We start from the raw sequence: 12,917 nt of genomic DNA, 5'->3' as shown, positions 1-12,917 counted from the left end.
CCTTGTTTAATTAATGATGGTTTTATTATTTGCAGCACAGCGGTAATCATCCAGCTTCGAATAATCCAGCTCGCCTAATTCCAGGGATAATTTCAGTCTGGCGTTTAGATAGTCATATTGCACTTTCGCCAGGGTTTGCAGAGTTTTGTAATATTCTTGCTCCGCATTTAACTCATCAATAATGGTCCTTAACCCTACTTTTCTCCCATAGGCGGTTGAGCTCGCTTTATTCCTGGCCGAGGCTAACGCTTTCTTTTCCGCCAGGTACTGGCTCCGGCCATTTTTTAATTTAAGCCAGGCGGATTGCGTTTCCTGGCGCGCCTTACGGCGCGCATCCTCCAGCAAATCTTTTCCCTGTTCACGTCGTCGAACGGCTTCTATTGACTGAGAGATATATGAGCCGCCGGCAAATAAAGGCAGGGAAACGTTAATGCCAATGCTGCTGGAACGCGTTTTTGAGGTGGTGCCAAGTGCAATATCGCGCAGATTGGTTTTCTCCGCCTTACTCCAGTTGGTGCCGTAACCCGCCTGTAGCGTTACAACCGGCAAATGCGCGCCATGCGCGGCAATCAGGTCAGCTTTACTTTGCTCCAGTTGAAAAAGCGCGGCGCGCACCTGGAGATTATTTTTCACGGCCTGCTGCTGTAAGGCTTTAAAATTATCGGAAACGGGCAAGCCCATTACGCATCCCATCATAACCGGCTGGATTTCATCAGGATTGCGTCCGGTCAGGCGAGAGAAAATCATCCCGGCCTCCTCCAGATCGTTTTTGGCGGCAATTTCCTCCGCAATGGCCCGATCGTAGTTGGCCTGCGCCTCGTCCCGTTCAAGCCGCGTACCTTCACCCACCTGGAGGGCAACCTGCGTTTGACTCAGTTGTTTACCATAGGCGGATTTCGCATTGCGCGCGCTGGCCAGTACATCTCGTTGATAGATGACATGGAAATAAGCTTCCGCAACGCGGGTGATAAGGGTTTGCTCCGCCAGCATCAGCGTAACGTCAGCATAGTTAGCGATAGCGTCGCCGCGCTTCCATGCCGCATATTTCGCGATATCGAATAGGGGCTGCGTAAGGTTAAGGCTGTAATTATGACGCGTGACGCCCACCGCATAGGGCGCTTTAGGCTGATCCTGCTTACTATAGGATCCTTCTATGCTCACAACCGGTAACAGGCTGGCGAAACCCTGCAGACTTTTTTGGCTATCCGCCCGCTGCGCATTGCGTGCAGCAGCGATTTCACTGTCATATACGCTGGCTGCCAATACGGCTTCCTGTAACGTCAGGCTATACCCGCTCCCTGGGGCAATAGTTAACACGGAAAAAAACGCCGCTATAACGGCATTAACTTTTCTGGAGCGCATTACTAAAATCCTTTTTTAATAAGCAACGAGAAAAAATCAGATAATATTATTTATACAGGCGTACTGTATCAGCTCACTGTTGGAATTAACGTTTAGCTTTTTCATCGCATTATATTTTTGCGTGGCGACGGTACTTACCGCACGGTTTTGCTTTTTAGCAATGCTGGACAGAGAAAACCCCATCGAATAAAGCTGAATAATTTCCCACTCTTTTGCCGTTAGCCGCCTAGATTTTTCAATATCGCTTTCAATAATGGATTTTACCTGCTTAGAAAGCCAGGTCGCGCTGTGCTTTTTAACAAAGACCTCGCATAATGCTTTTTTTATTTCACTTACGGCATCATATTTACTGACAATAGCATCAACTCCGTAGTTAACCGCTTTCTTTAGAATAGGGACATTATTAAACTCGGTATACAGAATGATTTTTGCGCGTGGGAAACGCTGTTTTATCGCTCTGATTTTTGCCACGCCATACAGCTGGCCGCTATCGCTATAGCTGGAAAGATCGGTGATTATCGCATCAGGCTGCATCCGATCTGCCTGTCGAAGCAACTGCTCTTCATTTAATACGATGTCGGCTATGATATGACAACCTAACTCTTGCTTAAGATAATGACAAAGGAAACAGTGAACGGCAGGGTACTTATCGGAGATGGCCAGGTTAATTTGCAACATGTGATATATCCCTCATATTTTTACCCAGCTACAGCGGGCTCCTGTTGTTTACTCTAATACAGAGTATAAACAGGGACACTATATGAATTTATTAATGTCTTCTTGCTCATTTATTTTCAATCAGTTCCAATGGCCCCCTGATTATTCACAAGATGCGTTTATGGTAAAGGTTAAAATGAAAATGAGTAAATGAAAGATAAAAAATCTAATATTAATTATTAATATTACCGGCAAAGCACAGCGCCAAACCTGACAAGCCATAAATAAATCCTCTTGGTCAATAAGCGTGCCAGCCGCTAACATTTTTTCTACTTGTAAACGGACAGTCAGGAGATCGGCATGGCAGTTCCTCTGGATCATCAGGCGCTGGATATCTTATTTACCACGGCCAGAACCCACAGCCATTGGCAGGACAAAGCGATCGATTCAGTATTATTGCAGCAGCTTTATCAGCTGGTTAGCCTGGCTCCAACTTCGGCTAACGCTTCACCGGGGCGCTTTGTTTTTATTACCAGCGCGGCGGGCAAAGAAAAACTGAAACCGACCCTCTCCAGCGGTAATGTAGAAAAAACCCTGTCAGCGCCGGTGACGGTGATCGTGGCCTCTGATGGAGAGTTTTATGAGCGATTGCCGCAGCTTTTTCCCTGGGCTGACGCCCGTAGCTGGTTTACCAGCAGCCCGGCGCTGGCCGAAGAGACCGCTTTTCGTAACAGCAGCTTACAGGCGGGCTATTTAATTTTGGCGGCACGTGCGCTGGGCCTGGATGCGGGACCGATGTCGGGATTTGATGCAGAAAAGGTCAACGCGCTATTTTTTGCCGAGAGTAACTGGAAAGCTAATATGCTGATCAATCTGGGCTACGGTGAAGCCAGTAAACTACACCCGCGTCTGCCTCGTCTGACGTTTAATGAAGCCTGCCGTTTTGCCTGAAGCCTTTTCCGAGGTCTGCGGGCTGCCCTGCGGACTTTTTCCTTGCGCTATTTTAAACCTATTCCGAAAAGCGCCGCGCAGCAAGTAAAGCCGGGTGCAAAAGGCTCGGAAAATTCTTACAATGCAATTGATGATTATCCGACCATTTTCACGGAGCGACAGATGGCAAGTCATTTTGTACGCTGGACGCTTGCTCAAAACCGGGCAGACGTACAGCGTATCCCGGCTGATATAGTGGAAAAAGCCCGATTGCTGAGCGAGAAGCGCCGTAGCCGTTATCTGGCCGCGCGAATGCTACTGGCTGAGCTTATGCTGCGTATTTACGGCATGTCCCAGCTTCCCGCCTTAACCACCACCCCCAACGGCCGTCCCTGTTTTATCGATCCCGACCTTCCCGATTTCAGCATCGCCTACGCCGGCAATATGGTTGGCGTGCTGCTGGCTGAAGAACAGAGCCGGGCCGGACTGGATATGGAGATAGTACGGGCGCATAGTCGCCAAACGCTGGAGCATCATCTGCAATATCTCTCTTCTGGCGAAAAAGCGTGGATTAACGCGCAGCAGGACCCGTTGGAAGCGATAACGCAAATCTGGACGTTGCGGCAAAGCGTACTCAAGCTAACCGGGGAAAATAATGACTGCGGCGGTTCTCTGCGTCTACACCCTGCTTCTGGCCGTTTGCGCTCGCATACTTTCCCTGATGTGCAGGCGGTATGCGATGTTGAACCCCTGCTTATCTGGTCTTGTGCGCTGTCGCCAGCCACCAGCCGTTTACGTTTATGGGAAATTGATGAGCAGCACAACTGGAATACGTTGAGGGATATTGAACTGAATAAAGCGAATATGGGACCGCAGACGTTAAGGCTTACCAGTATGCCAGCAGAAAGGCAGCTGCAGCCGCAGGCCGCAGGCCGCAGGCCGCAGGCCGCAGGCCGCAGGCCGCAGCGCCCTCTAATTAATGTGAATCAACAAAAGCGATTTTTAGCACAAACAGCAGCGCTACCACCACTACGCAGGGATTGATTTCGCGCCAGCGACCGGTTCCTGCTTTCATTACACACCAGGAAATAAAGCCCAGCGCGATGCCTTCAGTGATGGAAAAGCTGAACGGCATCATGGCTGCGGTCACAAAAGCGGGAACCGCCTCGGTCAAATCGTCCCACTTTACGCGCGCCAGGCTTGATGTCATCAGTACGCCGACATAAATCAACGCGCCAGCGGCCGCGTAGCCCGGCACCATCGACGCCAGCGGCGACAGGAACATCACCAGCAAGAACAGTATTCCGGTAACCACCGCCATCAGCCCGGTACGTCCACCAATAGAGACGCCTGAAGAGCTTTCAATATAGGCCGTTACGGAAGAGGTGCCGATAGCCGCACCGGCCACCGAGCTTACGCTATCTACCAACAGCGCCTGCTTCATACGCGGGAATTTACCCTCTTTATCCGCCAGCCCGGCTTTATCCGTCACGCCAATCAGGGTTCCGGAAGAGTCAAACAGGTTAACCAGCATAAAAGAGAAAATCACGCCGGCCATATTGAGCGTAAACGCACCGCCCAGATCAACCTGACCAATCACCGAGTTAATCGCCGGCGGTGCAGAGAAGATGCCGTTGTATTTCACATCGCCCAGCAGCAGACCGGCCAGCGTGGTAATCACTATCGAGATCAGCACCGCGGCATGAATGTTGCGTGACGCCAGTACAGCGATAATAAAAAAGCCCAGCGCCCCCAGCAGAACGCTATGCGAGGATAGGTCGCCAACCGTGACCAGCGTGGCCTCATTCGCTACGATAATACCGGCGTTTTTCAGCCCCATCATCGCGATAAACAGCCCGATCCCGGCGGTAATGCCGGTACGCAGCGCCAGAGGAATATTGGCGATCATCCAGTAACGTATGCGGAAAAGCGTGAGCAATAACAGGCCCGTTGCGCCCCAGAAAATGGCCCCCATGCCGACCTGCCACGAATAGCCCATCGCGCCAACCACCACAAAGGCGAAAAAGGCATTCAGGCCCATCGCAGGCGCCAGCGCGACAGGCAGGTTAGCAAAGACTCCCATCAGTATGCTGCCCAACGCAGCGATCAAACAGGTCGTCACAAATACCGCCTGGGTATCCATGCCCGCCGCGCCGAGGATTTGCGGGTTTACAAAAACGATATAAACCATCGTTAAAAAAGTGGTAAAACCGGCAATCACTTCGGTACGCACCGTAGTGCCATGTTCCTGCAGCCGGAACAGGCGCTGTAGTAAGCCTTGTTTAGTCATTTGTTACATCCGAACGGGAAAAGAGGTCGCCGCGTATGCTAGCGATTTTGGCGCAACAGTACACTGATTTTTCGCAAACGGTTGCGGTTTCCTGCGTGCGGCAGGGTCGCATTTTATGCTCAGTCGGGTAAAGTGAACTTTTCCCCTGGTAAGGATGAGGCAGGATGACGATTGAGTGTCTGTTTTTCGACTGTGATGGGACGCTGGTGGACAGCGAATTACTCTGTACCCAGGCGTATGTTTCTACTTTTTCCCGCTACGGCGTGCATCTGCCATTACAGGAGATGTTTGAAAAATATAAGGGTGTCAAACTCTACGATATTATTGCCGATGTTCAACAGCAGCATCCGCTGGATGTAGCAGTAGAAACCTTTGAGCAAGCGTATCGCGCGGAGGTGGCCCGCCTGTTTGAGGCGCAGCTTCAGCCGATCCCCGGTGCCGGCGATCTGTTAGCGCAGATTTCAGTACCGGCGTGCGTGGTCTCCAACGGCACGGTTAAAAAGATGCAGCACTCGTTGGGGCTGACCGGCCTGCTGCCTTTCTTTGGCGATCGCCTGTACAGCGGCTACGATATTGGTCACTGGAAGCCGGACCCGCAGTTGATGTTTCATGCGGCTGAGCAAATGCAGGTGCCGATTGAACATTGCCTGCTGGTTGATGATTCGGAAGCGGGCGCGCGGGCTGGCATCGCGGCGGGCATTCCGGTTTTTTACTATTGCGCCGATGCGCATAATCCCCCGCTCGACCACCCACTGGTAACGACGTTTAACGATTTGGCGCAGCTGCCTGCGATGTGGCGCACACGCGGCTGGCATCTTACCCGCTAAAGCCCGGTCCGTTCATAGAAACGCCTCAACCCTGCTGCCAGCGTTGAGGCGACTGTTTCGTCACAAACGTTTATTTTTCAATCCACGCCTGCTGCCAGTGTGAGCCGATGCCAGGCTCAAATTGCGTCGCGCTGCTCGACCACTGTGAGCAATAGCCTGAATACGGGAAAGGTTTACATTGATAAACCTTACCGTTTTTAGGCTGTAATACCCGCGTACCGGATTTGTAGCTTGATTTGTTATGGGGGAACGTTTCGTCGTACTTCACGGTATCCGCCGCGGGCTTCTCCGCTTCCGGGGTAGCGGACTGCAGCGTAAACTGCTGCGGCTTCGCCTGGATTAGCTCGCCCTGCTCGTTGGTGGCGATAAGGCTGAGTGTGTAAGTTTCATCTGCTGTAACTTGGTCCAAATCAAAGGAAATAGGTCCATCGACATTTTCCAACGCGGTTTTGGTATAGCCCTTTACCGTGCCAATGCTGTCGTATACCTTCGCTTCCACCGCCCATTTACCGGCAGTCCAGAGGTTAAATGTCAGGGTCGATTTCCCATTTTGTACCTTGCTGGTGAGTAACTCGCTAATTTCTAACTGTTCGTTAGTATTTGTGGCGCTCTCTTCATAAGAGATCGCAATCGATTGTAGCCTGCGTACCGGATCCAGAGTTTCCGGCGCTGAAGAGATATAGATCTTATTGGCGCCAAAAACCGGTTCAATTTTCCCCTGCGCATCTTTTACCCCAGCGCGAATGCCCCATTTCTCAGCGTCGGCTTTTTCATTCACCGCCGCCGCCAAAGCTTTAGACCAGCGATTTTTATCGGTAAGCTCATCGGTGATGGTTAGCGTGGTGGTAAAAGAGATCAGCTCTGCATCGGCCCGGAAAAAACGAACCTTAACCTTGTCGCCTGCCCGTAGATTTTTACCATACATCTGCCCCTCCAGCATTCTGCCCCAGCTATCGGACGGATCGGCCTGCGTAGGATTATCCCCGGCAAAGACAATATCGGCTATCTGATAGAAACTGTTCGCGGTATCCGCGATTTCCCACACGCTATAAATAGCCTGATAGCCGGTACGCTCAGGCACATCACATTCATGCGCCGTTTCTACCGCGGGTGCCTGGCCATTACCCTCAATCACACAGAAGGGCGTTAACTCAAATGCATCACGGGTCAAAGCCGCGTTAGGATCCCATCCCTGTTTAGTGATGTAGTAACGCCAGTTGGTTGTTTTATGAGGCGCGGTATGATGCCAGACAAAAGTCTGCCGGCCCGCCTTTATAGAGGTTTTAGCCCAGGCGTCGGCGGATTGGCGATTGAGCTGCGAAAAGGATGGAATACCAGCGCTGGCCAGTTCACCATCGTACGGTAACGCAGCGTCTGGAAACCCTGATTTTTGTTCTACGCTCTGCGGCTCCCAGGTGACGTTACCGCACTCCTGATTATTGCCCAGCTTACATTGATAAGCCCTGCTCGGCGGATCCATTAAATAACCATGCCCCCATGCACCGCTTATGGTCATTGCTGATACGGCTAAAGCGATTAATTTTACCTTCATATCTCTACTTCCCTGTAAATAAATCAGGGGGCAGTTATATAGTGATAAGACAAACTATGGGAATGCTTTTCGCTTTAGTTAAGACGAAAGCACTTGATGAATTTAATCTTATTTCTTGGGATATAAGCAGCTGCGTTCATTTAGCACTTCGTATTAACTAAGCAGTGGAAAATACATACTGCAAGGCGCTTACCCGCACAAAATAAAATCTTTAAGACTAATAATAAACAATGCGCTAATGCATGGCTGCCATGAATAAATATTATTTATAACCTGGCGAAAAGATATATTAGCTGTAGCAATCACTCTTTAAGGCTTATCGCCATGTCATTATTAGCGGATGAGGGGAAAAATGAAGCAAAGTAGAAGGCGTGATAGCCTCTGCGCAAGAAAAAGTTTATTAAGAAAATTATTTCTCACTCGTTCACGCCGTGAGCATCGCAGATAAAGATTATCCTCTTAAGCAAGCTAAGAGGCCAACCCGCAGACCGCTATGGCCTGCGGGTCGCTTAAATCAGGCGGGACTGCTGCCGTTTTCTTCACCCGCCAGCAATTTGTCGAGACGGTCGCCGCCCACGTGTCGGAAATCCTGCCCCTTTACGAAATAGAAGATGATTTCGCAAATATTCTGGCAGCGGTCACCAATACGTTCGATGGCGCGGGCACAGAACAGGGCGGTCAGTACGCTGGGAATCGTACGCGGATCTTCCATCATGTAGGTCATCAGCTGACGCACAATGCCTTCATATTCCTGGTCGACTTTTTTATCTTCACGATAAATTTCTACCGCCGCGCTCAGATCCATCCGCGCGAAGGCGTCCAGAACGTCATGCAGCATCTGGATTGTATGTCGCCCCAACGACTCCAGGCTGACCAACAGCGGCTGATGCTGCTGGCTGAACTTCTCCAGCGCCGTACGGCTGATTTTTTCCGCGACGTCGCCAATGCGCTCCAGCTCAGAAATGGTTTTGATGATCGCCATTACCAGCCGCAAATCGCTGGCGGTCGGCTGGCGCTTGGCGATAATACGCACGCAGGCCTCATCAATATCCACTTCCATCATGTTGACCTTCTGGTCACCATCGATAACCTGCTTCGCCAGCTCAGCATCCTGATTATGCATCGCGGTAATTGCATCGGTGAGCTGCTGCTCTACCATGCCGCCCATAATCATCACCTGGGTGCGGATATGCTCAAGCTCAGCGTTAAACTGGCCGGAGATATGCTTGTTCAGGTTTAAATTGTCCATACCGATCTCCAGTTAACCATAGCGGCCAGTGATGTAGTCTTCAGTTTGTTTCTGATGCGGTTTGGTAAACAGCGTGTCGGTATCGCTGAATTCAATCAGTTCGCCCAGATACATAAATGCGGTGTGATCGGAACAGCGTGCAGCCTGCTGCATATTATGCGTAACGATCACCACGGTGTAATCCTGTTTCAGCTCGGTAATCAGCTCTTCGATACGGCCCGTTGAAATAGGATCCAACGCCGAGCAAGGCTCGTCCAGCAACAGCACTTCCGGTCGAATAGCGATACCGCGCGCAATACACAGGCGCTGCTGCTGACCGCCAGAAAGGCTATAGCCGCTCTGATGTAGCTTGTCTTTGGTTTCATTCCACAGCGCCGCTTTACTCAGCGCCCACTGCACGCGTTCATCCATCTCGGCACGCGGCAGCTTCTCAAACAGACGAACGCCAAAAGCAATATTGTCATAAATTGACATTGGGAACGGCGTCGGCTTCTGGAAGACCATGCCGACGCGCGCGCGTAGCAGGGCGATATCCTGCGCGTCGGCCAGAATATTCTCGCCATCCAATAAAATTTCGCCTTCGGCTCGCTGCTCCGGATACAGCGAGTACATTTTATTAAAGGTGCGCAGCAGGGTCGATTTGCCGCAGCCGGAAGGGCCGATAAAGGCGGTGACCTGATTACGGGCAATCTCCAGATTGATGTTTTTCAGCGCATGGAATTTTCCGTAATAGAAATTCAGATCGCGAACCTGAAGTTTGCCGGAAGTCTGATTAACCATAGTCTTCTCTTTCTCTTAACGCCGCGCCGTCGCAACCACGCGGTAATTAGTTTTTCGATTTGGCGAAAATCACACGCGCCAGAATATTCAGCAGCAGAACGCACAGCGTAATCAACAATACGCCTGCCCAGGCCAGGCTCTGCCATTCCGCAAAGGGACTCATGGCGAACTTAAAGATGGTGACCGGCAGGTTAGCCAGCGGCTGCATCATGTCGGTACTCCAGAACTGGTTCGACAATGAAGTAAACAGCAGCGGGGCGGTTTCCCCGGCAATACGCGCGACGGCCAGCAACACCCCGGTGATAATGCCGGAAATCGAAGCCTTCAGCGTAATGGCGGAGATCATCTTCCACTTGGGCGTACCCAGCGCGTAAGCCGCTTCGCGCAGACTATCCGGCACCAGTTTCATCATGTTTTCCGTGGTGCGGATCACGATCGGTATTTGCAGCAGCGCCAGCGCGATAACCCCAGCCCAGCCGGAGAAGTGCTGCATCTGCGCTACCACGATGGTGTAAACGAACAGCCCGACCACAATCGACGGCGCCGACAACAGAATATCGTTAATAAAGCGAATCACCTCCGCCAGCCAGGATTTACGGCCATATTCCGCCAAATAAATCCCCGCCATAATACCCAGCGGCGTACCAAACAGCGTGGCCCACAGGATTAACAGGCCGCTGCCTGCGATGGCGTTCGCCAGCCCGCCGCCAGCGGTATTCGGCGGCGGCGTCATTTCGGTAAACAGCGCCAGCGAGAAGCCATCGATGCCGCGGGTAATGGTGGTAAACAGGATCCATACCAGCCAGAACAGGCCGAACGCCATGGTAAGCAGCGATAACGTCAGCGCAATTTTGTTGCGCATGCTGCGTCGCGCCTGCATCTTACGGCGCGACGCCTGTAGCTCGGTACGAGCATGTAAATCCAGCGTGGTCATGAGCGCGCCCCTTCATTTTTCGTCAGCCGTAAAATCATCAGCTTGGAAATCGCCAGTACGATAAAGGTGATGACAAACAGAATCAGCCCCAACTCCATCAGCGCGGCAACATGCACGCCTGATTCCGCTTCGGCAAATTCATTAGCCAGCGCGGAAGTAATACTGTTGCCCGGCATATAGAGCGACACGCTGTCGAGCTGGTAGGTGTTACCGATAATAAAGGTTACCGCCATGGTTTCACCCAGTGCGCGTCCCAGACCCAGCATAATGCCGCCGATCACGCCGTTTTTGGTAAACGGCAGGACGATGCGCCAGATCACTTCCCAGGTGGTACAGCCGATGCCATAGGCGGACTCTTTCATCATCACCGGCGTCTGTTCGAAAACATCGCGCATTACCGACGCGATGTAAGGAATAATCATAATCGCAAGGATTACGCCAGCAGCCAGGATGCCGATGCCGAACGCCGGACCTTCAAACAGGGCGCCGACAAACGGAATAGTGGAAAGTACGTTACCGACCGGCGTCTGGAAGTATTCCGCAAACAGCGGCGCAAAAACGAAAAGCCCCCACATGCCGTAAACGATACTGGGGATGGCCGCCAACAGCTCAATCGCCACGCCCAATGGACGACGCAGCCAGCCTGGCGCCAGTTCGGTTAAAAACAGCGCGATACCAAAGCTGACCGGCACGGCAATCAACAGGGCGATAATAGAGGTAACGACCGTACCGTAAATCGGTACCAGCGCGCCAAAGTTCTCATTCGGCGCATCCCACTCTTTATTCCACAGGAAAGAGAAACCGAATTTCTCAATACTGGGCCAGGAGGAGATAAGCAGAGAGATAATGATGCCGCCAAGCAACAAAAGCACAATCAGCGCAGCCAGCTTAACCAGCGCACCGAAAATAATGTCACCTTGTTTTCCTGGGGCCTTAAAGGTCGGCCTGGATTCAGCCATAAAAGTCTCGATAGAAGAAATTCACAGGGGCGGCATTCAGCCGCCCGGATACTGCGGGTCGGCCTTCAGCCGACCCCTGCGACGGTGCAGGCACCGTTAAAGCCGGTTACTGGTAAAGCGCTTTGCCAGAACTGTCTTTGATCTGCGCTTTCCAGTCTGAGCGAATCTGCTCGACGACTGAATCAGGCAGCGTTGCGTAGTCCAGGCTGGTGGCAGTTTTGTCGCCGTCTTTATACGCCCAGTCAAAGAACTTCAGCACTTCAGCGCCTTTTTCCGCGTTAGCCTGATCTTTGTACATCAGAATGAACGTGGTGGTGGTGATCGGCCAGGCATCTTTGCCTTTCTGATTGGTCAGATCCTGAGCGTAGCTTTTGCTCCAGTCCGCCCCTTTCGCTGCGTTGCTGAAGGTTTCTTCAGTTGGAGAAACCGGCTGTCCATCGGCATCGATCAGCTTGGTGTAGCTCAGCTTGTTCTGTTTAGCGTACGCGTACTCCACATAGCCGATGGAGCCTGGCAGACGTTGTACGAAAGCGGCAATGCCGTCGTTGCCTTTACCGCCAAGGCCGGTAGGCCAGTTAACCGTGTTGCCTTTGCCGACTTTTTCGCTCCACTCCTGGTTCACTTTGGCCAAATAGCTGGTGAAGACAAAGGAAGTACCGGAACCATCCGCGCGGCGTACCACAGCGATATTGGTTTCTGGCAGCTTAAGGCCCGGATTCAGTTTAGCGATGGCCGGGTCGTTCCACTTTTTGATTTTGCCGAGGTAAATATCACCTACGGTCTGCCCGTCCAGCGTCAGCTGGCCAGACTGAATGCCCGGCAGGTTTACCGCCAGCACCACGCCGCCAATCACGGTAGGAAACTGGAACAGGCCATTTTTTTGCAGATCTTCATCTTTCATTGGCGCATCGGACGCACCAAAATCAACTGTTTTCGCGATTATCTGTTTAACGCCGCCAGAGGAGCCAATGCCCTGGTAGTTAATTTTGCTGCCGGTCGCTTGCTGATAATCCGCTGCCCACTTGGCATAAACCGGAGCCGGGAAGGTGCCGCCTGCGCCAGTCAGATCGGTAGCTGCGAAAGCAGAAACCGCGCTCAGCGAAAGGGTGGCGGCAACAAGTTTGGCTACGGTGCTACGCATCAGTGTCATATTCCCTCCAGGGGAGTAAAGGTCAGGGTGTATGCCGTTGTAGTAAGGATTAGTATTGCTGCAGGAGGGAAAATAGGACAGTTTGGTGACAGCGAGATGTACGTAATATGACAGTTTTGTGACGCAGGAAAAATGAACGGCGCGACACCCTTTACCCTGGCAAAACAGATTTGCCATACTTAACCATTGCGGAAAAGGCATCAGAAGAAATTATCGTGATTTCCTTA

11 protein-coding genes and 1 pseudogene are annotated in these 12,917 nt (G+C 51.8%); 3 read left to right on the top strand and 9 right to left on the bottom strand.

Features of this window, described 5'->3' with window-relative positions; all coding sequences use genetic code 11:
* Positions 1-6: 6 nt before the first annotated feature.
* Together K6958_RS20270 and K6958_RS20265 are read right to left on the bottom strand one after the other, a co-directional pair.
* Positions 7-1,263 carry a TolC family outer membrane protein gene (locus K6958_RS20270; protein ID WP_249892749.1) on the bottom strand — a complete coding sequence of 419 codons (1,257 nt, stop codon included), beginning with the start codon at positions 1,261-1,263 and terminating at the stop codon, positions 7-9.
* A 135-nt stretch (positions 1,264-1,398) separates the two neighbouring features.
* The gene (locus tag K6958_RS20265; protein WP_249892748.1) at positions 1,399-2,040 is read right to left on the bottom strand and encodes a LuxR C-terminal-related transcriptional regulator; all 642 of its coding nucleotides are present in this window, start codon (positions 2,038-2,040) and stop codon (positions 1,399-1,401) included.
* A gap of 339 nt (positions 2,041-2,379) precedes the next feature.
* Here K6958_RS20265 and K6958_RS20260 point away from each other — a divergent pair, with 339 nt between their 5' ends.
* Complete coding sequence (locus tag K6958_RS20260) at positions 2,380-2,970, top strand: malonic semialdehyde reductase (RefSeq protein WP_249892747.1); 591 nt, start codon at positions 2,380-2,382, stop codon at positions 2,968-2,970.
* Between the two features lie 162 nt (positions 2,971-3,132).
* Positions 3,133-3,864, top strand: a pseudogene (locus K6958_RS20255) (4'-phosphopantetheinyl transferase family protein); the annotation flags it as partial.
* A gap of 61 nt (positions 3,865-3,925) precedes the next feature.
* Here K6958_RS20255 and K6958_RS20250 read toward each other — a convergent pair.
* The gene (locus tag K6958_RS20250; protein WP_249892746.1) at positions 3,926-5,239 is read right to left on the bottom strand and encodes an NCS2 family permease; all 1,314 of its coding nucleotides are present in this window, start codon (positions 5,237-5,239) and stop codon (positions 3,926-3,928) included.
* A 164-nt stretch (positions 5,240-5,403) separates the two neighbouring features.
* On the opposite strand from K6958_RS20250, the gene yieH reads away from it, so the two are divergent.
* On the top strand, positions 5,404-6,066 hold the full coding sequence (yieH, locus tag K6958_RS20245; protein ID WP_249892745.1) for a 6-phosphogluconate phosphatase: 663 nt from the start codon (positions 5,404-5,406) through the stop codon (positions 6,064-6,066).
* A 70-nt stretch (positions 6,067-6,136) separates the two neighbouring features.
* Here yieH and gbpA read toward each other — a convergent pair whose 3' ends face one another.
* The 6 genes from gbpA to pstS all read right to left on the bottom strand — a co-directional run bounded on the left by gbpA (position 6,137) and on the right by pstS (position 12,690).
* Complete coding sequence (gene gbpA / locus K6958_RS20240; protein ID WP_249892744.1) at positions 6,137-7,618, bottom strand: N-acetylglucosamine-binding protein GbpA; 1,482 nt, start codon at positions 7,616-7,618, stop codon at positions 6,137-6,139.
* A gap of 514 nt (positions 7,619-8,132) precedes the next feature.
* Entirely contained in the window at positions 8,133-8,867 is a 735-nt protein-coding gene (phoU, locus tag K6958_RS20235) for a phosphate signaling complex protein PhoU (protein WP_249892743.1), read from the bottom strand.
* Positions 8,868-8,879: 12 nt separating this feature from the next.
* Entirely contained in the window at positions 8,880-9,647 is a 768-nt protein-coding gene (pstB, locus tag K6958_RS20230) for a phosphate ABC transporter ATP-binding protein PstB (RefSeq protein ID WP_249892742.1), read from the bottom strand.
* 46 nt (positions 9,648-9,693) lie between these two features.
* Entirely contained in the window at positions 9,694-10,581 is an 888-nt protein-coding gene (gene pstA / locus K6958_RS20225; protein WP_249892741.1) for a phosphate ABC transporter permease PstA, read from the bottom strand.
* Positions 10,578-11,540, bottom strand: a complete 963-nt coding sequence (pstC, locus tag K6958_RS20220) for a phosphate ABC transporter permease PstC (RefSeq protein ID WP_249892740.1) — start codon at positions 11,538-11,540, stop codon at positions 10,578-10,580. Before pstC ends, pstA begins: the two co-directional genes overlap by 4 nt.
* A 106-nt stretch (positions 11,541-11,646) precedes the next feature.
* On the bottom strand, positions 11,647-12,690 hold the full coding sequence (gene pstS, locus K6958_RS20215; RefSeq protein ID WP_249892739.1) for a phosphate ABC transporter substrate-binding protein PstS: 1,044 nt from the start codon (positions 12,688-12,690) through the stop codon (positions 11,647-11,649).
* Between the last annotated feature and the right edge of the window lie 227 nt (positions 12,691-12,917).

It is taken from the genome of Mixta hanseatica (assembly GCF_023517775.1).
Classification (GTDB): domain Bacteria; phylum Pseudomonadota; class Gammaproteobacteria; order Enterobacterales; family Enterobacteriaceae; genus Mixta; species Mixta hanseatica.
This window is presented reverse-complemented; position numbering and strand designations above follow the sequence as displayed.

Excerpts from the sequence above, each read along its gene's own strand:
- K6958_RS20265 (WP_249892748.1), bottom strand. The coding sequence starts at position 2,040 with ATGTTGCAAATTAACCTGGCCATCTCCGATAAGTACCCTGCCGTTCAC.
- K6958_RS20260 (WP_249892747.1), top strand. The coding sequence starts at position 2,380 with ATGGCAGTTCCTCTGGATCATCAGGCGCTGGATATCTTATTTACCACG.
- K6958_RS20250 (WP_249892746.1), bottom strand. The coding sequence starts at position 5,239 with ATGACTAAACAAGGCTTACTACAGCGCCTGTTCCGGCTGCAGGAACAT.
- yieH (WP_249892745.1), top strand. The coding sequence starts at position 5,404 with ATGACGATTGAGTGTCTGTTTTTCGACTGTGATGGGACGCTGGTGGAC.
- gbpA (WP_249892744.1), bottom strand. The coding sequence starts at position 7,618 with ATGAAGGTAAAATTAATCGCTTTAGCCGTATCAGCAATGACCATAAGC.
- phoU (WP_249892743.1), bottom strand. The coding sequence starts at position 8,867 with ATGGACAATTTAAACCTGAACAAGCATATCTCCGGCCAGTTTAACGCT.
- pstB (WP_249892742.1), bottom strand. The coding sequence starts at position 9,647 with ATGGTTAATCAGACTTCCGGCAAACTTCAGGTTCGCGATCTGAATTTC.
- pstA (WP_249892741.1), bottom strand. The coding sequence starts at position 10,581 with ATGACCACGCTGGATTTACATGCTCGTACCGAGCTACAGGCGTCGCGC.
- pstC (WP_249892740.1), bottom strand. The coding sequence starts at position 11,540 with ATGGCTGAATCCAGGCCGACCTTTAAGGCCCCAGGAAAACAAGGTGAC.
- pstS (WP_249892739.1), bottom strand. The coding sequence starts at position 12,690 with ATGACACTGATGCGTAGCACCGTAGCCAAACTTGTTGCCGCCACCCTT.